Source organism: Legionella micdadei (assembly GCF_000953635.1).
Lineage (GTDB): Bacteria > Pseudomonadota > Gammaproteobacteria > Legionellales > Legionellaceae > Tatlockia > Tatlockia micdadei.
This window is the reverse complement of sequence record NZ_LN614830.1, coordinates 441,002-459,697: the sequence shown is the minus strand read 5'-3', so window position 1 is coordinate 459,697 and position 18,696 is coordinate 441,002. Positions and strand designations below refer to the sequence as shown.

Genomic DNA, 18,696 nt, shown 5'->3' with positions numbered 1-18,696 from the left:
GACTAACGCATTATCGATAAGCAGCAACTGCCATGTTAAGTCAGTTGCTATAATCTACTTTTTGAACCATCTTGATAGGCTAAAAAGGCTTTTCCATGACGTGGGATGACAGTATCCTTGGGAAAAGCTTTTCTAATCAGACCCACATCAGTTTTCTGGCCTAGCCATTCAACTGCAGTTACCCTTGTTGAAGCAAAACCAGTATGCGTATTGCTTAAGTGGATAGAAAAAGCCTTACCGTAAGTAGAAGGCAACTTTTTTTGAATTAGACTAACGGCTTCAGTAATCGTTGGCGGAAGCGCAAAAACCAAGATGGTATCCCCTATGGGAGCCTCATCCGCCCGGATAAATATTGCGATGCTTTCTTGATTAAATTTTTTTGCTAAATACTTGGACAAAGCAAAAATCATCTTCTCGCCCAACATATGGCCAGAAAAAAGCACACCATTATCTGCTGTTACTGCTTGTGTATTTCTCATTTGATACACACCAAGAATAGTTTTAAATTTACCTTGTTCAACTTGATTTTTTTGTAAGACATCGATAATTCCATTTTTCAATTTTTCTTGTAGGGAGCTGGTTAATCGAGTGTAAGCCTCTCTCATTTGCATTTTGGCAGTGTTATTGGAAATAAAAAGCTTAAATGACAGATTGTCTTGAGCATAAGAAATTGTCGTCAAAAGCAAAAGAAATGAACTAATTAAGGAGGATATCGAGCGCGCAGAAAAACGTATCATGATTTAAAGAAGCACGTGAGAGTCACTATATTTTATGTTGCGTCATTGAATAAGCGAATAAAAAAATTCCCGCTTAGGCGGGAATAATAAGAAATAAAGCTTGTAAACGTCGAGAAGAGAAGCACATGTAGATTAACCACCTTACTAAAGAGCGATAAACTCTATTATAGCTACTCTTCGGCAGAATTCTCCTCTGCCACCGGCCTATCTACAAGTTCAATAATTGCCATCGGGGCATTATCACCAGCGCGATAGCCACATTTTAAAACTCTGACATATCCACCTGGACGCTCATTGTAACGAGGGCCTAAAACAGTAAACAATTTGCCCACGGCACTTTTTGAGCGCAATCTGTCGAACACGTATCGTCGTGAAGCAACTGAATCAGATTTGCTGACGGTGATCAAAGGCTCAATATAACGACGTAGCTCTTTCGCTTTGGGTAGAGTTGTTTTGATCAACTCGTGCTCAATGAGGGAAGAGCACATGTTTGAAAACATTGCCTTGCGATGGCTGCTTGTACGGCTCAATTTTCGGCCGGTATTACGATGACGCATGATTAAAACTCCTAATATTACTCGCCAAGATTAGCTGGCGGCCAATTCTCAAGCTTCATCCCCAAAGACAAAGAACGTGAAGCCAATACATCTTTGATCTCGGTTAATGATTTTTTACCTAAATTTGGTGTCTTTAACAATTCGTTTTCTGTTTTTTGAACTAAATCGCCGATATAGTAAATATTTTCGGCTTTCAAACAATTTGCTGAACGAACGGTTAGTTCTAAATCATCTACAGGCCTCAATAGAATAGGATCGAAATCGACTCGTTCTTTATTATCGGTACGAGATTCTTCAAACTTCATGTCAACAAACGCATGCAATTGGCGCTGAAGAATAGAAGCAGAGATACGAATTGCTTCCTCTGGATCTAAGGTTCCGTTTGTCTGTAAATCAATAGTAAGCTTATCTAGGTCAGTACGATTTTCAACGCGAGCACTATCAACAAAATAAGCAACCTTTTTCACAGGTGAAAAAGTATTATCAATTTTTAATTTGCCAACTGACTTATACTCTATCTCATCTTCATAGGAACGGATAAACGAATCTGTTGAATGAAAGCCAACTCCTCGTTCAACTTTTAAAGTCATGTTTAACTTTCCGTTTTCATTGAGAGTTGCAATAACCAGTTCAGGATTAACAATTTCCTGGCCATGAGTCAACTGAATATCACCAGCAGTGACTTGGCAAGGCCCCTCTTTACTCAGGGTTAGAATTGCCTCCCGACCAGTAGTTAATTTAATGGCAACTTGCTTGAGGTTTAAGAGAATATCAACAACATCCTCCTGTACACCTTCGATAGTGCTGTACTCATGCAGAACACCATCAATTGCTACTTCTGTAATAGCACAACCCGGCATAGACGACAAAAGTATTCGTCTCAATGCATTGCCGAGAGTGTGACCATAACCGCGCTCTAATGGTTCAAGAACAATACGCGAGTGATATGGTGACTCAGAATGTACTTTGAGTACAGACGGGGTAAGCATTTCATTTATTTCAGTATACATTCGGCTATTTCTCCGAGCTTACTTAGAGTAAAGTTCTACAACTAAATTGACGTTATATAAAGCTGATAAGTCATTTAGTGTTGGCACAGATGTAAAGGTGCCCTTTAAAGAACTTGAATCAACGGTTAACCAATCACAGGGGGCGCGCTGTTCTGAAAGAGCTATTGCAGCTTGAACTCTACCTTGCCCCTTTGCCCTTTGACGAACAGAAATAACATCGCCAGGTTTAACTAAAAAAGAAGGTATATTAACTACTTGATCATTAACCAGAATAGCTTTGTGAACGACCAATTGTCTAGCCTCAGCACGTGTACAAGCAAATCCCATTCGGTAGACAACATTATCAAGCCGTTTTTCAAGTAGAATCATCAAATTCTCACCTGTAGAACCCTTTTGCCTTGCAGCTTTTTTATAGTAATTGCTAAATTGCTTTTCCAAGACGCCGTAAAGTCTTCGAATTTTCTGCTTTTCACGCAATTGAATACCATAATCGCTCAATCGTGGGCGCTTATCGCCATGTTGACCAGGTTGTTTTTCAGCCTTACATTTAGATTTATAATCACGCACGCCACTTTTTAAATAGAGGTCCGTAGCTTCTCTGCGCGATAATTTACATTTTGGACCAAGGTATCTAGCCATTAATAAACTCCTGAATCTTATACACGACGTTTTTTAGGTGGCTTACAACCATTGTGAGGTATGCCAGTCACATCGGTTATTTCAACAATCTTAAAATCCTGTGATATCAATTCGCGAATGGAAGATTCGCGTCCTGGTCCAGGACCATGCACAAAAACAGCAACTGATTTCATACCATACTCTTTAGCCACTGCTGATGCTCTTTCGGTAGCAATTTGCGCGGCATAAGGTGTGCTCTTTCGAGATCCACGGAATCCTGAACCACCTGCAGTTGCCCAGCAAAGTGCGTTACCCTGACGATCTGTAAAGGTCACAATAGTATTGTTAAACGATGCGTGTACGTGAACAATCCCATCTGAGACAACACGTTTTACCTTCTTTCTTGTTTTTTGCTGCTTTGACTTAGATATAGCCATCTCAATTTCCTACATATAAATTAGTTACTACCTTTGCGTCGACCTTTACGAGTACGGGCATTGGTTTTCGTACGTTGTCCTCTCAGTGGCAACCCACGACGATGTCTAAGACCGCGATAACAGCCAAGATCCATCAATCGCTTTATATTCATTGTAACTACGCGGCGCAGATCACCCTCAACTGTCATTTTAGCAATTTCTGTCCTTAAAGATTCCAACTGTTCTTCAGATAGCTGGGAAACTTTAGTTGACGGGTCTATGCCAACTGTTTTGCATAGATTTATGGAAGTTGTCTTACCAATTCCATAAATAGACGTTAATGCAATCACGATATGTTTGTGATCCGGTATGTTAACACCTGCAATACGAGCCATTAATTTCTCCGAACGTTATTTTGTTCTGTCACAAAGGGACAGAAGAATACTATTATAATGAACCAAAATCAAGCAAGGTTTAACCTTGCTTTTGTTTATGCCGTGCATCCTTACATATAACGCGGATAATACCGTTGCGATTAATAATTTTGCAGTTTCGACAAAGTCGCTTTACTGATGCTCTAACTTTCATTAATAACTCCAATACTAATCATAAAAGACCAGGCAGTTTAGTTCCTTTGAAATTGGCTTTTTTCATCAATGAATCATACTGCTGAGTCATGAGATGGGCTTGCACTTGTGCTACAAAATCCATAATCACAACTACTATGATTAGCAGTGAAGTTCCGCCAAAATAAAAAGGCACGTGCCAGGTATACATCAAAATTTGTGGCAACAAGCAAACTAATACGAGATAGATTGCACCAACCAAAGTCAAACGAGTCATAACCGAATCAATATATCGGGTAGTCTGTTCGCCGGGTCTAATCCCAGGTATATACGCACCAGATTTTTTCAAGTTATCCGCAGTATCCTTTGGATTAAATACTAATGCTGCATAAAAGAATGCAAAAAACAAAATGGCTGCAGCATAAACGATGAGATAAAGAGGTTGTCCCGGGGACAAGGCCATTCCAATATCTGCAAGCCAATCCATTCCCTTTCCTCTGCCAAAGAACTGAGCTAAAGTTGCCGGCAATAAAATTATGCTGGAAGCAAAAATAGGTGGAATTACTCCAGACATATTTATTTTCAGGGGTAAATGACTTGTTTGTGCTGCATAAACCTTACGCCCGTGAGTTCGTTGCGCATAATTAACTCTTATACGCCGTTGCGCTCTTTCCATAAAGACTACGAACCCAGTTACAACAACAACGATTACAGCAATTAATATTAAGGTTAGGGCCTGCATCTGACCTTCCCTTACTTGTTGTAGCACCGAAGCAATTGCATTCGGCATACTGGACACGATTCCAGAGAAAATAATTAATGAGATTCCGTTGCCTACTCCCTTCTCAGTAATTTGTTCTCCAAGCCACATGAGAAACATTGTTCCAGTAACTAAGGTAACAACTGCAGTAAAATAGAAAAACACATCAGCATGCAGTGCAATTTGTTGGCCAGCCAACCACCTTGCCATACCAAGTGACTGGAATATTGCTAAAACAAGTGTTAAATAGCGTGTATACTGATTTATTTTTCGTCTGCCCGACTCGCCTTCCTTTTTCAGTTGTTCAAGCTTTGGCGATACAACAGAAAACAATTGAATGATGATAGACGCAGAAATATAAGGCATTATTCCGATGGCAAAAACAGTTACCCGTGACAATGCACCACCAGAAAACATATTAAATAAACCAAAAATTGTATTTTGTTGTTCACCAAAAAAATTAGCTAATTTTTGTGGGTCAAGTCCAGGCACTGGAATGTGTGCACCTAACCTATAAATTAATATTCCTAGAACAACAAACAGTAATCTTGATTTAAGCTCAGCCAATCCACTTTTAGATTGGCCGGATAATTGCCTTTGGTTATTCATAGTCACTCTTCAATGCTACCGCCAGCTTTCTCAATTGCAGAGCGCGCACCCTTAGTGACGCGAATGCCTTTAAGTTTAACTGGTACGTTAATTTCACCGGAAAGAATGACCTTGACTTCACGTATCGCATTATTTACTAATCCTGAAGCTTTTAACACTTCTAGATCAATCGATTCTGCTTGTAGGCCAGACAATTCATCTAACGTAATTTGGTCAATCGTTCTACCGACTCGAGATTTAAATCCCATTTTTGGTAAACGGCGCTGTATAGGCATTTGACCGCCCTCAAAATTGATTTTGTGGAAGCCACCAGCGCGAGCCTTTTGACCTTTATGTCCTTTACCAGATGTTTTACCTAGACCAGAACCAATACCTCTACCAAGGCGTTTTTTACTTTGTCTAGATCCTGGGTCTGGAGATAGCGTATTTAAATTCATTTTGCGCACTCCTCAACTTGTACCATATAGTAAATTGAATTGACCAATCCTCTAATAGCAGGGTTATCTTGATGAACAACACTTGAATTCAACTTACCTAAACCAAGTTGTTTTGCAATTTGGACATGCTTAGGCTTTCGGCCAATTGTACTTTTCACCAAAGTAATTTTTAATTTTTTACTCATTGCTAATCCGCCATTATTTCTTCAACTGATTTGCCGCGCTTTGCAGCTACATAATCAGGAGTACCAATATTAGTCAGTGCTCCAATTGTGGCGCGAACAATATTGCTTGGGTTTGTAGATCCAATACTCTTAGCAAGAATATTTTGCACACCGAGCACTTCTAATACTGCACGCATTGCACCACCAGCAATAATACCAGTACCTTCACTGGCTGGTTTCATAAATACTTTTGATGCCCCATAAGACCAGGTAATCTCGTGATGGATTGTTTTGCCAGCTAAAGGGATGTAAGTCATATTTTTTCTGGCTTGCTCCATTGCTTTTTGTATGGCAATTGGGACTTCACGTGCCTTGCCTCGGCCGTAGCCAACCTTTCCTTTGCCATCACCGATAACCACTAATACCGCAAAACCAAAAACTCGACCACCTTTAACGACTTTAGCTGTACGGGTTACAGATACAAGCTTTTCTTGGTAACCTTCAGTTTTTGTAGATTCATCAAATGCCATAACCGTTCCTTAAAAATTCAGCCCAGCTTCACGTGCCCCAGTAGCTAGAGCTTTTACTCGGCCGTGGTATTTATATCCCGCACGATCAAAAGATACGTCAATAATATCCTTGGCCTTAGCTCTTTCTCCAAGTAATTTACCGACTTGTTGAGCCTGCTCAACTTTTGTTTTTGCTAGGGAAGATCTGAGCTCTTTATCAAGAGTAGATGAAGCAACAATAACAATATCACCTCTTTCTCCACGAACAACAATTTGAGAGTAGATATGTTCACTGCTTCTGTGTACAACTAGCCTCGGTCTAGTTGAATGACGCAGGATAGCTTTAGCTTTTAAACCACGTCGAATTCGGGCATTACGTTTATTCATGATTTACACCTTATTTCTTTTTGGCTTCTTTACGAGCAATTACTTCGCCTGCATACTTGATCCCCTTACCCTTATATGGTTCAGGCGGTCTAAAAGCACGGATCTCAGAAGCAACTTGGCCTAAAAGCTGTTTATCAATACCTCGGATTATAATTGTCGTATTGTTTGGTGTTTCTACAGTCACACCCTGAGGCAATCGATATTCAATAGGGTGTGAATAACCTAGTGATAAGGTTACAGCCTTATTGCCTGCTTGGGCACGATAACCAACGCCAACTAATTCTAAAGTCAGTTCAAAACCATTGGTCACGCCCTTCACCATATTATTAACTAAGGCACGTACAGTTCCTGCTTGCGCCCAAGCATTTGGATCATTAGAAGCTGGTTTAAAGAGAATTTTGTTATTATCTTCTTTACACTTACTAATCTCTACATGCTTATTGTAAGACTGAACCAAAGAGCCTTTTGGTCCCTTCACTGTTAAAGTATCTTTTCCTACAGTCAGCTCAACATTGGCTGGCAAGTGTATTGGGGCTTTTGCTACTCTAGACATTTTATTCCTCTTAAGTATTAGGCCACTTCGCAAAGAACTTCGCCACCAAGACCATTTCGTTTTGCGGCTATATGCGTCATTACACCTTTTGAGGTTGATACTATAGCTACGCCAAAGCCTGGAACTGGAGTAAGTTCTTTTGATGATTTATATACTCTTAAACCAGGACGGCTTATACGCAAAATTCGATCGATTACGGGTTTGCCATGGTAATACTTTAAATGTATTGTAATTGATTTAAGATTATTCTCTGAAGACTCCACATCATAGTCTGATATATAGCCTTCTTCTTTTAGCACCCTTGCAATTTCCTCTTTTAGTTTGGATGAGTTAAGGGTAACAGTTCGATGTTTAGCTTGCTGACCGTTGCGGATTCTCGTCAACATATCAGCTACAGGATCATGCATACTCACAGTATTCTCCGTAGAATAAAATTTACCAGCTGGATTTACGACCGCCTGTGACATTACCTGTCATCAGTTGCTGTCTTAGGCAAATCCTGCAAAGTCCAAATTTACGATAAACGGCATGCGGGCGACCACATTGTTGACAGCGTGTACAATGGCGCACAGGGTTTGAGTTTAAAGGCAGCTTAGCTAATTTGGCTTGGGCTTCCATAATTACATCAAAGTCCTGGGACGACTTAATCAAAGCTTTTAATTCATTTCTTCGCTCTTTATACTTCGCGACCAATTTTGTGCGCTTACGTTCACGAGCGATCATCGATTTTTTAGCCACAATATTTTACCCTTCTAGTGTTTATCTCTGTCTTTCAAAGGCAGATTAAATGCCTCTAGCAAAGCTTTTGCTTCCTCGTTTGTCTTTGCACTTGTCGTTATACAAATATCCAAGCCTCGAATTCCATCAGTTTTATCAAAATCGATTTCTGGAAAAACGAGTTGCTCATGGATACCCATACTATAATTTCCGGTACCATCAAATGACTTAGGACTAAGTCCACGAAAATCTCGAACTCGAGGCAAAGCAATAGTTATAAGCCTGTCTAAGAATTCATACATACGTTCGCGTCTTAAAGTCACTTTACACCCAATTGGCCAGCCCTCACGAATTTTGAAGCCTGCAATTGATTTCTTTGCTTTAGTAACAACGGGCTTTTGGCCTGATATCAACGTCATATCCTCAAGAGCATGATTCATGACCTTTTTATCACCTACAGCCTCACCAACACCCATGTTCAAAGTGATTTTTAGAATTTTGGGTACTTCCATAACACTCTTGTAGCCGAATTTCTTCATCATCATGTCGACTACTTCTTTTTTGTAAAACTCTTTAAGTCTTGCCATTTCCGTCACCTAATTAGACAAAGTCAATGACTTCATTATTTGATTTAAAGTATCTAACCTTGTGCTTTTTACCGTCTTTCTCAAGAAATTTAAATCCAACTCTATCCGCCTTTTTGGATACCGGATTGTAAATAGCAATGTTAGAAGCATCTAGTGGAGCTTCTCGTGTGATGATTCCACCTCTTTGGTCAAGTTGCGGATTAGGTTTCACATGCTTCTTGATAAGATTTGCACCTTCAACAACAACTCTTTTACCTAAAACACGTGTTACTTTACCAACATGGCCTTTGCTTTTACCGGCGATGACAACGACGGTATCACCTGATCTTATGCGCTTCATAACTAATCCTTCTCACAATACTTCAGCTGCCAGAGAAATGATTTTCATAAACCGCTCTCTTAGCTCACGAGTTACTGGCCCAAAAATACGCGTACCAATAGGTTCGTTTTGGTTGTTCAAAAGCACAGCAGCATTACCATCAAAGCGGATGAGAGACCCGTCATCTCGACGTACGCCCTGGCTTGTTCTAACCACTACAGCCTTCATTACAGCGCCTTTTTTTACTTTGCTACGTGGTATCGCATCCTTAATGCTTACTTTGATAACATCACCAACGCGGGCATAACGTCTATGCGACCCGCCAAGTACCTTGATACACATCACTTTGCGTGCTCCGCTGTTATCTGCAACATCGAGCACTGTCTGCATTTGTATCATTCTATTCTCCAGCTCTAAATTCGACCAGAAAAAGGCTGCTGATTATATCAGCCCTCTCGGAATTTTAAAAGTAATCATTTAGGAATCTTAGGAAATCACTTCAACTAAAACCCAGCTTTTCATTTTCGAGATCGGTCGAGATTCACGTATCTTAACGATATTCCCAATTTTACAAACTTGATTCTCATCATGAGCTTGAAGCTTGGTTTTACGCTTCAAGATCTTTCCATATTTTGGATGCCTAACAGTGCGCTCAACCATGACGACGATAGTTTTTTGCATTTTATCACTGACCACTTTACCTACAAGTGTTCTACCGTTTGTTTCGCTGCTATTAGTCATCGCTCTTTCCTACCTTCTCAGACATAATTGTTTTAACTTGAGCAATAGCTTTCCTAACTTGAGCAACTTGATGTGTTTTATCAAGAGTGCCATTTGCCTTCTTCATTCGTAAATTGAATTGCTTTTTTCGCAGCGAGAGTAACTCTTCATCCAGTTGCTGATGAGTAAAGCTTCTTAACTCTTTAACATAATCATTCATCACATCACCTTGCGCTCTTCAAACATAACCTTGAAAGGTAACTTTGCCTTAGCAAGATTAAATGCTTCCATTGCTAATTCTCTGGTAACGCCTTCCATTTCAAACAATACCTTTCCTGGTTGGATTTGTGCAACCCAGTATTCAACGCTACCCTTACCTTTACCTTGTCGAACTTCGAGAGGTTTTTGTGTTATCGGTTTATCAGGGAAAACTCTGATCCAGATCTTTCCGCCTCTCTTAATATGTCTTGTCATTGCCCGTCTTGCTGCTTCAATTTGACGAGCTGTCAGTCGACCTCTTTCGAGGGCTTTCATACCAAATTCACCGAAACAAACTGTAGATCCTTTTTGGGCTAAACCACGGTTTCGCCCTTTCATTTGTTTACGGTATTTCGTACGTTTTGGCTGTAACATGATTTAATTCCTCACTTACTTACCGCTTTCAACATTGCGGTTCTTCTGCGGAAGGACTTCACCTTTGAAAATCCAGACTTTGACTCCTATGATTCCATAGGTGGTTTTTGCTTCAGCAGTACCATAATCAACATCCGCACGGAAAGTATGCAAAGGAACTCTTCCTTCTCGGTACCATTCGCTTCGAGCGATTTCTGCACCGCCTAAACGTCCACTCACGCAAATTTTAATTCCTTTAGCACCAGCTTTCATCGCTGATGTAACTGCTCGTTTCATTGCACGACGGAACATGACGCGCTGTTCTAACTGTTGTGCAATACCTTCAGCTACTAAAGTGGAATCTAACTCAGGTTTACGCACTTCTTCGATATTTAAATGCACTGGCACACCGAGCTTTTCGGCAATCTCTGCTCTTAGAGCCTCTATACCGCCACCTTTTTTGCCAATAATAACTCCAGGACGTGCAGTGTGAATTGTAACTACAGCATTATTTGCTGGTCTTTCAATTCTGATCTTGCTTACCGCAGCAGCCATAAGTTTTTTCTTTAGCATTTTTCGCAGATTGATATCCTGATTCAATAGCTGCCCGTAATTTTTACTGGCATACCATTTTGAATTCCAATCTTGTGTTATACCTAATCGTATACCTATTGGGTTAACTTTTTGTCCCATTGCTATTCCTCGTCAGACACTGTAATTGTGATGTGGCAAGTGCGTTTACATATACGATTTGCACGTCCTTTAGCTCTAGGACTAATTCTTTTTAAAGTTGCTGCCTCATCAACACAAACCACACCAACCTTTAATTCATCGATATCGGCGCCATTGTTGTTTTCTGCATTCGCAATAGCAGACTCTAAAACCTTCAACATTAATTGCGCGCCCTTTTTAGGGGTAAATTTCAGAACATCGATTGCTCTAGAAACATCCATCTTACGAATCATATCGGCAACTAATCTACCCTTTTGGGCAGACAGTGGTGCATTTCTTAATTTTGCTGTAACTTCCATCATTGCCCCTCTTACTTACCTTTGGCTTTTCTGTCTCCAGAATGGCCTTTGAATGTACGAGTCATGGCAAACTCGCCCAGTTTATGGCCAACCATATTATCAGTGATATAAACTGGAACATGATCTTTGCCATTGTGAACTGCAATTGTGAGATCGATCATCTCTGGAACAATTGTTGAGCGCCTGGACCAGGTTTTAATTGGTTTCTTTGACTTAGATTCAATCGCCGTTTCGACTTTCTTTAATAAGTGATGGTCGACGAAAGGACCCTTTCTAATAGAACGTGCCACCTTGATATCCTCTTAGCTAATTACTTTTTCTTACGACTTCTGACAATAAAACGATCAGTACGTTTGTTACTTCTAGTTTTATACCCTTTTGTTGGTATGCCCCAAGGAGTAACAGGATGACGTCCACCTGAAGTTCGCCCTTCACCACCACCGTGTGGATGGTCTACTGGGTTCATGGCTACACCACGAACTGTAGGTCTAATACCTCGCCAACGTTTAGCACCAGCCTTTCCAAGAGCACGCAGGCTGTGTTCACTATTACTTACTTCGCCAATAACCGCCCTACATGCAGTTAATACTTTACGCATTTCACCAGAGCGTAATTTTAATGTTGCATAAATACCTTCTTTAGCAACAATTTGGCCGCTACAACCAGCACTTCTTAAAAGTTGTGCACCTTTGCCTGGCTTCATTTCAACGCAGTGGATTGTAGTTCCAACTGGTATATTACGCAAAGGAAGACAATTCCCAACACTTATTGGAGAATCTTCGCCACTTACTACTGTATCACCAGCAGTTAAACCAGAAGGTGCAATAATGTAACGCCGTTCTCCGTCTTTGTAAACAATTAATGCAATCAAAGCGGAGCGGTTAGGATCATATTCAATACGCTCGACCTTAGCTTCAATCCCATCTTTATTTCGTTTGAAGTCGATTAGCCGATACTTGGCACGAACACCGCCACCAATATGACGCACTGTAATTCGGCCTTGATTGTTCCTTCCACCGGTTTTATTTAATTTCTCTACAAGTGCAGCATGAGGCTGTCCCTTGTGAATGTGATGGTGGACAACTTTTATCTCACCACGCTTGCCTGGTGATGTTGGTTTAGATTTTAATAATGCCATCTTAATCTGCCTTATTCTGTCACGGTAAAGTCGATGTCATAATTTTCTTGCAAAGAGACAAAAGCCTTCTTCCAATCAGACCGCTTACCATTCAGCTGTCTGAAACGCTTACTTTTGCCCTTAACATTTACAACAGACACACTTCTGACTTTGACATTAAACATTTGCTCTACAGCCGATTTAATCTCTTGTTTTGTGGCTGAGCTTAATACTTTAAAAGTAAATTGCTTAAACTTATCAGCCATCACTGTTGACTTTTCAGAGGTATGCGGCTCGCGTAATATCATCAATAGGCGTTCAGCGTTCATTGCAACTGCTCCTCTAAATTTTTAATTGCTTCTTCAGTGATAAGCACTTTTTCAAAACGCAACAAACTAACAGGATCTAGACAACTTACATCACAGATATCAAATTGGATTAAGTTGCGAGAAGCCAGATATTCTTGCTCTCCTACTTCATGCATTACTATTAACGCACTCTGCAAATCAAGTTCTTTCATTTTAGCAATGAAATCTTTCGATTTATGCGATTGACATTGAAAATCACTGACTACAATTAGATTGCCTGTGCGGTGAAGTTCGGAAATTATACTACGCAATGCACGTTTGTACATTTTTTTATTAATTTTTTGGCTATAATCTCGTCTCTTTGACGCAAATGTCACCCCACCAGACCGCCATAATGGGCTTCTGATAGTACCTGCTCTGGCTCTTCCAGTTCCCTTCTGACGCCATGGCTTCTTACCGCCTCCACGAACCTCGGAGCGGGTTTTTTGTGCGCTATTACCACTTCGTGCGTTATTCATAAAAGTAACTACAGCTTGGTGTATTAAACCCTCATTGTAGTTATAGCCAAACACTTCATCATTTACATTTAACTTTGCGTTAGTATCTACTGTTATAAGTTCCATTATTCGCCCCTTACTCTTTTCTTAACAGCGGGCCTTACTTCAACTCTAGCACCAGGGCAACCAGGAATGGCTCCCTTTACTAAAAGCAAATTACGCTCTTTATCAACTCGAACTAGCTCAAGATTTTGTGTAGTACAACGAACATTTCCCATATGTCCGGCCATTTTCTTACCTTTAAAAACACGGCCTGGAGTTTGGTTTTGTCCAATGGAGCCTACAACACGATGCGACCTTGAGTTTCCATGAGTCGCATCCTGTGTGCGGAAATTGTACCGCTTGACAGTACCAGCAAACCCCTTACCTTTAGAGTTAGCTGCAACGTCTACCAATTGACCTTCATTAAAAACATCAGCAATCGATATAACTTGACCAGCGCTATACTCTTCAATAGAGTCCACACGAAATTCGCAAAGCATGTCTCCTGCATCAATTTGTGCCTTAGCAAAGTGGCCAGTCAAAGGTTTATTCACATGGCTAGACTTTTTTGTACCACCAGCAAGTTGAATCGCAAGATAACCGTCAGCATCCATGGTTTTGATTTGAGACACGCGGTTAGGCAAGACTTCTATAACTGATACTGGTATAGAAATTCCTTCCTCGGTAAATACACGTGTCATGCCGATTTTACGGCCTAATAACCCAATCGTCATTTTAACACCTCGTTAATAACCTTTACCTATAGATGACTATTCGTCATCAAGGCTAATCTGCACGTCTACCCCAGCAGCCAAATCTAGCTTCATCAGCGCATCCACTGTCTTTTCGGTAGGGTGCACTATAACAACTAGGCGTTTATGGGTACGCAACTCATATTGATCGCGAGCATCTTTATTAACATGCGGAGAGATCAATACAGTGAATTTTTCTTTGCGAATAGGCAAAGGTATTGGGCCCCTTATTTGGGCGCCCGTACGTTTTGCTGTCTCGACAATCTCACGAGTTGATGAATCAATTAACCTATGGTCAAAAGATTTAAGACGTATTTTAATGTTTTGATTGCTGCTCATTTTTATTACTCAATGATCTTAGCTACAACACCAGCACCAACGGTGCGGCCACCTTCGCGGATTGCAAAACGCAAACCTTCGTCCATAGCAATCGGTGAGTGTAAGCTAACAATCAGCTTGACGTTATCACCTGGCATTACCATTTCTATACCTTCAGGTAAATCACAAGAACCAGTTACGTCTGTGGTCCTGAAGTAAAATTGAGGCCGATATCCGTTAAAGAATGGGGTATGACGTCCACCTTCATCTTTTGACAACACATACACTTCAGCTTCAAATTTAGTATGCGGTTTAATGCTTCCCGGCTTAGCTAATACTTGTCCGCGTTCAACTTCATCCCGCTTCGTACCACGTAGCAATATACCAACGTTGTCTCCAGCTCGACCTTCGTCAAGTAATTTACGGAACATTTCAACGCCTGTGCATGTCGTCTTTTGAGTGTCACGTATACCAACAATCTCGACTTCCTCACCAACTTTGATGATCCCGCTTTCGATACGTCCTGTTACTACTGTTCCTCGTCCAGATATTGAGAACACGTCTTCGATCGGTAACAAGAAACTTTTATCGATGTTTCTTACCGGCTCAGGTATATAAGAATCCATCGTCTCAACTAACTTCTCAATCGCTGGTACACCTATATCACTCGTATCGCCTTCCAATGCTTTTAATGCTGAACCAACTACAATCGGGATCTCATCTCCTGGAAATTCATAGCTGCTCAACAAGTCGCGTACTTCCATTTCAACTAATTCTAATAACTCCGCATCATCCACCATGTCAGCTTTGTTTAAAAACACAACTATATAGGGAACACCTACCTGGCGGGATAAAAGTATGTGCTCTCTCGTTTGAGGCATTGGGCCATCCGCTGCTGATACTACTAATATCGCTCCGTCCATCTGAGCCGCACCAGTGATCATGTTCTTTACGTAATCCGCATGGCCTGGGCAATCAACGTGTGCATAGTGACGATTCGCTGATTCATACTCAACGTGAGCTGTCGATATCGTAATCCCGCGCTCTCTTTCTTCTGGCGCAGCATCAATCTGATCATAAGCTTTCGCTATACCACCGTACTTCTTCGCCATTATCGTCGTAATCGCGGCTGTTAACGTCGTCTTCCCATGATCCACGTGACCAATCGTGCCCACATTAACGTGTGGCTTCTTTCGTTCAAATTTTTCCTTCGCCATTTCTATAACCTCATCAACTTTTATTGTTTCTTAATGATTGCTTCAGCAATGTTTGTTGGTGCCTCTGCATATTTAGCAAACTCCATTGAGTAAGTAGCTCGGCCTTGCGTTGCTGAACGTAAATCAGTTGCATAGCCAAACATCTCCGCGAGAGGTACTTCTGCGCGAACGATCTTACCAGCAGGAGAATCTTCCATGCCTTGAACTAAACCTCTTCTACGATTGAGATCGCCCATTACATCACCCATATAATCTTCAGGGGTAACAACCTCAACGCTCATAATTGGTTCAAGCAGCACGGGTTTTGCCTTAAGAGCACCTTGCTTAAAGCCCAGTGAACCAGCAATCTTGAATGCCATTTCGCTAGAATCTACTTCATGGAAGGATCCATCAAACAACGTTACCTTGACATCAACTACTGGATAACCAGCGATAACACCATTTTGCATCTGCTCTTGTATACCTTTATCAACCGCAGGGATGTATTCTTTAGGGATTACACCACCAACGATCGCATTAATGAACTCATAACCAGCACCTGGCTCCTGAGGTTCAATTTTCAGCCAAACATGACCATATTGGCCACGTCCACCTGATTGACGAACAAATTTACCTTCTTGTTCTACAATTTGCTTTAACGTTTCACGATAAGCCACCTGTGGTTTACCCACATTCGCTTCAACGTTAAATTCGCGCTTCATACGGTCAACAATAATTTCCAAGTGTAGCTCACCCATACCTTGAATGATTGTTTGACCTGATTCTTCATCAGTATGAACACGGAAAGAGGGGTCTTCTTGCGCCAATTTGCCCAGTGCAATAGACATTTTTTCTTGGTCTGCCTTTGTCTTTGGTTCAACTGCAACGGCAATTACTGGATCTGGGAAATCCATGCGCTCAAGAGTAACAACATGATTTGCATCGCAAAGTGTATCACCTGTAGTTACTGTTTTTAAGCCTACGGCGGCTGCAATATCCCCAGCTTTAACTTCTTTAATTTCTTCGCGAGAATTTGCGTGCATTTGTAATAAACGGCCGATTCTCTCTTTCTTCCCCTTCACAGGGTTGTATACGGTGTCACCACTTTTCAAAACACCCGAATAAGCACGGAAGTAAGTTAATGTGCCAACGAAGGGATCAGTAGCGATTTTAAACGCTAACGCAGAGAACGGTTCATCATAAGATGTTTTACGATGAATCTCATTACCATCTTCATCAACACCTCGAATTGCTGGAATATCGAGAGGCGAAGGCAAGTACTCAATCACTCCATCAAGCACTGCTTGCACCCCTTTGTTTTTAAAGGCGGAACCGCAGAACACAGGCACAATTTCGTTATTCACTGTGCGCTTACGTAAAGCTTTCTTAATTTCTTCTTCGGAAAATTCTTCACCTTCTAAGTATTTTTCCATTAATTCTTCAGACGCTTCAGCTGCGGCTTCAATAATCAGCGCTCTATATTCTTCACAGAGCTCTTTCATGTCAGCAGGAACTTCCCCATAGTTGAAAGTCATCCCTTTTGAATCTTCATCCCAATGAATTGCTTTCATCTTGATGAGATCAATCACCCCTTTGAAATTTTCTTCTGCACCAATTGGCAATTGGAGAACAACAGGATTTGAACCAAGCCGCTGCTTAATTTGGGTAACAACGCGCAAGAAGTTTGCGCCCATTCTGTCCATTTTATTAACAAACACAATCCTTGGTACGCCGTATTTGTCTGATTGCCGCCATACTGTTTCTGATTGGGGCTCTACGCCTGATACAGAATCGAAGACCACAATTGCACCATCCAAAACACGTAACGAACGCTCTACTTCGATCATGAAGTCGACGTGACCAGGGGTATCGATAATATTAATGCGATGCAATGGGAAGTTTTTATCCATTCCGGCCCAGAAGCATGTGGTCGCTGCGGAGGTAATTGTAATACCACGCTCCTGTTCTTGAACCATCCAGTCCATCGTTGCAGCACCGTCATGCACCTCGCCAATCTTGTGCGACACACCTGTATAGAATAGAACGCGCTCGGTGGTTGTTGTTTTTCCGGCATCAACGTGTGCAGCAATGCCGATATTTCTGTATAGTTCTAATGGAGTAGACACGACTAACCTCTCTCAATTAATTCCATCTAAAATGTGCAAACGCTTGGTTAGCTTTTGCCATTTTATGTGTATCTTCACGTTTTTTAACGGCGGAACCTTTGCTTTCGAACGCATCCGTCAGTTCCCCTGCCAGACGCAACATCATCCCTTTCTCACCGCGAGAACGTGCAGCCTGTACTATCCAACGCATACCCAGTGCAATGCTACGATCAGTTCTTACTTCGACTGGAACTTGGTATGTTGCACCACCAACCCTTCTTGAACGTACTTCAACACTAGGACGAACATTGTCTAGCGCTTGTTCAAAATAGCGCAAGGCAGAACCGGCAGTGCCTGTGCCCCCTTGCTCACCTGACTCTTCATCGCCTTTCTTTGATTTTTTAATACGTTCATTCAAAAGGTCTAATGCGCCGTAAACAATTTTTTCAGCTGTTGATTTTTTTCCACTGACCATCAACACATTAATAAATTTTGCAAGCAATTCACTGTGATGCTTTGGATCAGGCAGTATCTCGCGTTTGGGGACTTCTCTTCTTCTTGGCATTTCAATTTCCTACAATCAATTATTTCTTGTCTTTAGGTTTCTTTGTACCGTACTTGGAGCGACCTTGTTTACGATCATTCACTCCAGAAGTATCTAAACTTCCTCGTACGGTATGATAACGAACACCAGGTAAATCTTTAACACGACCGCCGCGTATCAATACAACAGAGTGCTCCTGTAGATTATGGCCTTCACCGCCAATATAAGAAGTGACCTCAAAGCCATTTGTTAGACGCACACGGGCAACCTTACGCATAGCTGAGTTAGGCTTTTTAGGTGTTGTAGTGTACACGCGGGTACAAACACCTCGTCTTTGGGGGCATGATTCTAATGCTGGGACGTTAGATTTTTTCTTTGCGTCCACACGAGGCTTTCTTACTAACTGATTAATAGTAGCCATTTATTCTTAACTCCGAACTTTCACTAGTATTTAATTTCGAATGCATAAGGAGGCCGGATTCTATATAGGTCCAACAGGTTTGTCAAG

General features: G+C 41.2%; 33 protein-coding genes. All 33 read right to left on the bottom strand.

Features of this window, described 5'->3' with window-relative positions:
• Positions 1-47: 47 nt before the first annotated feature.
• A complete protein-coding gene (locus LMI_RS02155; protein ID WP_045098334.1) occupies positions 48-737 on the bottom strand; it encodes a hypothetical protein in 690 nt (229 codons plus the stop codon).
• Between the two features lie 170 nt (positions 738-907).
• Positions 908-1,294 carry a 50S ribosomal protein L17 gene (gene rplQ / locus LMI_RS02150; protein WP_045098333.1) on the bottom strand — a complete coding sequence of 129 codons (387 nt, stop codon included), beginning with the start codon at positions 1,292-1,294 and terminating at the stop codon, positions 908-910.
• Positions 1,295-1,311: 17 nt separating this feature from the next.
• Positions 1,312-2,304 (bottom strand): DNA-directed RNA polymerase subunit alpha, encoded by a 993-nt coding sequence (locus LMI_RS02145; protein ID WP_045098332.1) that lies wholly within the window; start codon positions 2,302-2,304, stop codon positions 1,312-1,314.
• A gap of 18 nt (positions 2,305-2,322) precedes the next feature.
• Positions 2,323-2,943 carry a 30S ribosomal protein S4 gene (gene rpsD, locus LMI_RS02140; protein ID WP_045098331.1) on the bottom strand — a complete coding sequence of 207 codons (621 nt, stop codon included), beginning with the start codon at positions 2,941-2,943 and terminating at the stop codon, positions 2,323-2,325.
• A 17-nt stretch (positions 2,944-2,960) separates the two neighbouring features.
• Complete coding sequence (gene rpsK, locus LMI_RS02135; RefSeq protein ID WP_045098330.1) at positions 2,961-3,359, bottom strand: 30S ribosomal protein S11; 399 nt, start codon at positions 3,357-3,359, stop codon at positions 2,961-2,963.
• Positions 3,360-3,379: 20 nt separating this feature from the next.
• A complete protein-coding gene (rpsM, locus tag LMI_RS02130; RefSeq protein ID WP_045098329.1) occupies positions 3,380-3,733 on the bottom strand; it encodes a 30S ribosomal protein S13 in 354 nt (117 codons plus the stop codon).
• Between the two features lie 79 nt (positions 3,734-3,812).
• On the bottom strand, positions 3,813-3,926 hold the full coding sequence (rpmJ, locus tag LMI_RS15030) for a 50S ribosomal protein L36 (RefSeq protein WP_074454232.1): 114 nt from the start codon (positions 3,924-3,926) through the stop codon (positions 3,813-3,815).
• An 18-nt stretch (positions 3,927-3,944) separates the two neighbouring features.
• On the bottom strand, positions 3,945-5,273 hold the full coding sequence (secY, locus tag LMI_RS02125; RefSeq protein ID WP_045098328.1) for a preprotein translocase subunit SecY: 1,329 nt from the start codon (positions 5,271-5,273) through the stop codon (positions 3,945-3,947).
• 2 nt (positions 5,274-5,275) lie between these two features.
• The gene (gene rplO, locus LMI_RS02120; RefSeq protein WP_045098327.1) at positions 5,276-5,710 is read right to left on the bottom strand and encodes a 50S ribosomal protein L15; all 435 of its coding nucleotides are present in this window, start codon (positions 5,708-5,710) and stop codon (positions 5,276-5,278) included.
• Positions 5,707-5,895: a 50S ribosomal protein L30 gene (gene rpmD / locus LMI_RS02115; protein ID WP_045098326.1), complete on the bottom strand. Its 189-nt coding sequence runs from the start codon at positions 5,893-5,895 to the stop codon at positions 5,707-5,709. The genes rplO and rpmD overlap by 4 nt, the downstream gene beginning before the upstream one ends.
• Positions 5,896-5,897: 2 nt before the next feature.
• The gene (gene rpsE, locus LMI_RS02110) at positions 5,898-6,404 is read right to left on the bottom strand and encodes a 30S ribosomal protein S5 (RefSeq protein WP_045098325.1); all 507 of its coding nucleotides are present in this window, start codon (positions 6,402-6,404) and stop codon (positions 5,898-5,900) included.
• 9 nt (positions 6,405-6,413) lie between these two features.
• Positions 6,414-6,770, bottom strand: coding sequence for a 50S ribosomal protein L18 (gene rplR / locus LMI_RS02105; RefSeq protein ID WP_045098324.1), 357 nt, complete (start codon positions 6,768-6,770; stop codon positions 6,414-6,416).
• A gap of 10 nt (positions 6,771-6,780) precedes the next feature.
• Positions 6,781-7,323 (bottom strand): 50S ribosomal protein L6, encoded by a 543-nt coding sequence (rplF, locus tag LMI_RS02100; RefSeq protein WP_045098323.1) that lies wholly within the window; start codon positions 7,321-7,323, stop codon positions 6,781-6,783.
• A 17-nt stretch (positions 7,324-7,340) separates the two neighbouring features.
• Entirely contained in the window at positions 7,341-7,730 is a 390-nt protein-coding gene (gene rpsH / locus LMI_RS02095; protein ID WP_217423716.1) for a 30S ribosomal protein S8, read from the bottom strand.
• A gap of 28 nt (positions 7,731-7,758) precedes the next feature.
• Complete coding sequence (rpsN, locus tag LMI_RS02090) at positions 7,759-8,061, bottom strand: 30S ribosomal protein S14 (RefSeq protein ID WP_045098321.1); 303 nt, start codon at positions 8,059-8,061, stop codon at positions 7,759-7,761.
• Between the two features lie 14 nt (positions 8,062-8,075).
• Positions 8,076-8,627: a 50S ribosomal protein L5 gene (rplE, locus tag LMI_RS02085; protein ID WP_045098320.1), complete on the bottom strand. Its 552-nt coding sequence runs from the start codon at positions 8,625-8,627 to the stop codon at positions 8,076-8,078.
• 13 nt (positions 8,628-8,640) lie between these two features.
• Entirely contained in the window at positions 8,641-8,967 is a 327-nt protein-coding gene (gene rplX, locus LMI_RS02080; protein ID WP_045098319.1) for a 50S ribosomal protein L24, read from the bottom strand.
• 12 nt (positions 8,968-8,979) lie between these two features.
• Positions 8,980-9,345, bottom strand: coding sequence for a 50S ribosomal protein L14 (rplN, locus tag LMI_RS02075; RefSeq protein ID WP_028388517.1), 366 nt, complete (start codon positions 9,343-9,345; stop codon positions 8,980-8,982).
• Between the two features lie 87 nt (positions 9,346-9,432).
• Positions 9,433-9,687 carry a 30S ribosomal protein S17 gene (gene rpsQ, locus LMI_RS02070; protein WP_045098318.1) on the bottom strand — a complete coding sequence of 85 codons (255 nt, stop codon included), beginning with the start codon at positions 9,685-9,687 and terminating at the stop codon, positions 9,433-9,435.
• The gene (rpmC, locus tag LMI_RS02065) at positions 9,680-9,886 is read right to left on the bottom strand and encodes a 50S ribosomal protein L29 (protein ID WP_045098317.1); all 207 of its coding nucleotides are present in this window, start codon (positions 9,884-9,886) and stop codon (positions 9,680-9,682) included. Before rpmC ends, rpsQ begins: the two co-directional genes overlap by 8 nt.
• Complete coding sequence (gene rplP / locus LMI_RS02060; protein ID WP_045098316.1) at positions 9,886-10,299, bottom strand: 50S ribosomal protein L16; 414 nt, start codon at positions 10,297-10,299, stop codon at positions 9,886-9,888. Before rplP ends, rpmC begins: the two co-directional genes overlap by 1 nt.
• A gap of 15 nt (positions 10,300-10,314) precedes the next feature.
• On the bottom strand, positions 10,315-10,971 hold the full coding sequence (gene rpsC / locus LMI_RS02055) for a 30S ribosomal protein S3 (RefSeq protein ID WP_045098315.1): 657 nt from the start codon (positions 10,969-10,971) through the stop codon (positions 10,315-10,317).
• Between the two features lie 2 nt (positions 10,972-10,973).
• Positions 10,974-11,309, bottom strand: a complete 336-nt coding sequence (gene rplV, locus LMI_RS02050) for a 50S ribosomal protein L22 (RefSeq protein ID WP_045098314.1) — start codon at positions 11,307-11,309, stop codon at positions 10,974-10,976.
• A gap of 11 nt (positions 11,310-11,320) precedes the next feature.
• Positions 11,321-11,599: a 30S ribosomal protein S19 gene (gene rpsS, locus LMI_RS02045; protein WP_045098313.1), complete on the bottom strand. Its 279-nt coding sequence runs from the start codon at positions 11,597-11,599 to the stop codon at positions 11,321-11,323.
• Between the two features lie 20 nt (positions 11,600-11,619).
• Positions 11,620-12,447, bottom strand: a complete 828-nt coding sequence (rplB, locus tag LMI_RS02040) for a 50S ribosomal protein L2 (RefSeq protein ID WP_045098312.1) — start codon at positions 12,445-12,447, stop codon at positions 11,620-11,622.
• A gap of 11 nt (positions 12,448-12,458) precedes the next feature.
• Positions 12,459-12,755, bottom strand: a complete 297-nt coding sequence (rplW, locus tag LMI_RS02035) for a 50S ribosomal protein L23 (protein ID WP_045098311.1) — start codon at positions 12,753-12,755, stop codon at positions 12,459-12,461.
• Complete coding sequence (gene rplD / locus LMI_RS02030) at positions 12,752-13,357, bottom strand: 50S ribosomal protein L4 (protein ID WP_045098310.1); 606 nt, start codon at positions 13,355-13,357, stop codon at positions 12,752-12,754. The genes rplW and rplD overlap by 4 nt, the downstream gene beginning before the upstream one ends.
• Entirely contained in the window at positions 13,357-14,007 is a 651-nt protein-coding gene (gene rplC, locus LMI_RS02025; protein WP_045098309.1) for a 50S ribosomal protein L3, read from the bottom strand. The genes rplD and rplC overlap by 1 nt, the downstream gene beginning before the upstream one ends.
• Before the next feature lie 36 nt (positions 14,008-14,043).
• Complete coding sequence (gene rpsJ / locus LMI_RS02020; RefSeq protein ID WP_045098308.1) at positions 14,044-14,364, bottom strand: 30S ribosomal protein S10; 321 nt, start codon at positions 14,362-14,364, stop codon at positions 14,044-14,046.
• 5 nt (positions 14,365-14,369) lie between these two features.
• Complete coding sequence (tuf, locus tag LMI_RS02015; protein ID WP_045098297.1) at positions 14,370-15,560, bottom strand: elongation factor Tu; 1,191 nt, start codon at positions 15,558-15,560, stop codon at positions 14,370-14,372.
• Between the two features lie 20 nt (positions 15,561-15,580).
• On the bottom strand, positions 15,581-17,665 hold the full coding sequence (fusA, locus tag LMI_RS02010; RefSeq protein ID WP_045098307.1) for an elongation factor G: 2,085 nt from the start codon (positions 17,663-17,665) through the stop codon (positions 15,581-15,583).
• A gap of 16 nt (positions 17,666-17,681) precedes the next feature.
• Positions 17,682-18,209 carry a 30S ribosomal protein S7 gene (gene rpsG, locus LMI_RS02005; protein WP_045098306.1) on the bottom strand — a complete coding sequence of 176 codons (528 nt, stop codon included), beginning with the start codon at positions 18,207-18,209 and terminating at the stop codon, positions 17,682-17,684.
• Between the two features lie 19 nt (positions 18,210-18,228).
• Complete coding sequence (rpsL, locus tag LMI_RS02000; RefSeq protein ID WP_045098305.1) at positions 18,229-18,609, bottom strand: 30S ribosomal protein S12; 381 nt, start codon at positions 18,607-18,609, stop codon at positions 18,229-18,231.
• Positions 18,610-18,696 lie beyond the last annotated feature (87 nt).

Coding starts and splice junctions, on each gene's coding strand:
- LMI_RS02155 (WP_045098334.1), bottom strand. CDS start 737: ATGATACGTTTTTCTGCGCGCTCGATATCCTCCTTAATTAGTTCATTT.
- rplQ (WP_045098333.1), bottom strand. CDS start 1,294: ATGCGTCATCGTAATACCGGCCGAAAATTGAGCCGTACAAGCAGCCAT.
- LMI_RS02145 (WP_045098332.1), bottom strand. CDS start 2,304: ATGTATACTGAAATAAATGAAATGCTTACCCCGTCTGTACTCAAAGTA.
- rpsD (WP_045098331.1), bottom strand. CDS start 2,943: ATGGCTAGATACCTTGGTCCAAAATGTAAATTATCGCGCAGAGAAGCT.
- rpsK (WP_045098330.1), bottom strand. CDS start 3,359: ATGGCTATATCTAAGTCAAAGCAGCAAAAAACAAGAAAGAAGGTAAAA.
- rpsM (WP_045098329.1), bottom strand. CDS start 3,733: ATGGCTCGTATTGCAGGTGTTAACATACCGGATCACAAACATATCGTG.
- rpmJ (WP_074454232.1), bottom strand. CDS start 3,926: ATGAAAGTTAGAGCATCAGTAAAGCGACTTTGTCGAAACTGCAAAATT.
- secY (WP_045098328.1), bottom strand. CDS start 5,273: ATGAATAACCAAAGGCAATTATCCGGCCAATCTAAAAGTGGATTGGCT.
- rplO (WP_045098327.1), bottom strand. CDS start 5,710: ATGAATTTAAATACGCTATCTCCAGACCCAGGATCTAGACAAAGTAAA.
- rpmD (WP_045098326.1), bottom strand. CDS start 5,895: ATGAGTAAAAAATTAAAAATTACTTTGGTGAAAAGTACAATTGGCCGA.
- rpsE (WP_045098325.1), bottom strand. CDS start 6,404: ATGGCATTTGATGAATCTACAAAAACTGAAGGTTACCAAGAAAAGCTT.
- rplR (WP_045098324.1), bottom strand. CDS start 6,770: ATGAATAAACGTAATGCCCGAATTCGACGTGGTTTAAAAGCTAAAGCT.
- rplF (WP_045098323.1), bottom strand. CDS start 7,323: ATGTCTAGAGTAGCAAAAGCCCCAATACACTTGCCAGCCAATGTTGAG.
- rpsH (WP_217423716.1), bottom strand. CDS start 7,730: ATGCATGATCCTGTAGCTGATATGTTGACGAGAATCCGCAACGGTCAG.
- rplE (WP_045098320.1), bottom strand. CDS start 8,627: ATGGCAAGACTTAAAGAGTTTTACAAAAAAGAAGTAGTCGACATGATG.
- rplX (WP_045098319.1), bottom strand. CDS start 8,967: ATGAAGCGCATAAGATCAGGTGATACCGTCGTTGTCATCGCCGGTAAA.
- rplN (WP_028388517.1), bottom strand. CDS start 9,345: ATGATACAAATGCAGACAGTGCTCGATGTTGCAGATAACAGCGGAGCA.
- rpsQ (WP_045098318.1), bottom strand. CDS start 9,687: ATGACTAATAGCAGCGAAACAAACGGTAGAACACTTGTAGGTAAAGTG.
- rpmC (WP_045098317.1), bottom strand. CDS start 9,886: ATGAATGATTATGTTAAAGAGTTAAGAAGCTTTACTCATCAGCAACTG.
- rplP (WP_045098316.1), bottom strand. CDS start 10,299: ATGTTACAGCCAAAACGTACGAAATACCGTAAACAAATGAAAGGGCGA.
- rpsC (WP_045098315.1), bottom strand. CDS start 10,971: ATGGGACAAAAAGTTAACCCAATAGGTATACGATTAGGTATAACACAA.
- rplV (WP_045098314.1), bottom strand. CDS start 11,309: ATGGAAGTTACAGCAAAATTAAGAAATGCACCACTGTCTGCCCAAAAG.
- rplB (WP_045098312.1), bottom strand. CDS start 12,447: ATGGCATTATTAAAATCTAAACCAACATCACCAGGCAAGCGTGGTGAG.
- rplW (WP_045098311.1), bottom strand. CDS start 12,755: ATGAACGCTGAACGCCTATTGATGATATTACGCGAGCCGCATACCTCT.
- rplD (WP_045098310.1), bottom strand. CDS start 13,357: ATGGAACTTATAACAGTAGATACTAACGCAAAGTTAAATGTAAATGAT.
- rplC (WP_045098309.1), bottom strand. CDS start 14,007: ATGACGATTGGGTTATTAGGCCGTAAAATCGGCATGACACGTGTATTT.
- rpsJ (WP_045098308.1), bottom strand. CDS start 14,364: ATGAGCAGCAATCAAAACATTAAAATACGTCTTAAATCTTTTGACCAT.
- tuf (WP_045098297.1), bottom strand. CDS start 15,560: ATGGCGAAGGAAAAATTTGAACGAAAGAAGCCACACGTTAATGTGGGC.
- rpsG (WP_045098306.1), bottom strand. CDS start 18,209: ATGCCAAGAAGAAGAGAAGTCCCCAAACGCGAGATACTGCCTGATCCA.
- rpsL (WP_045098305.1), bottom strand. CDS start 18,609: ATGGCTACTATTAATCAGTTAGTAAGAAAGCCTCGTGTGGACGCAAAG.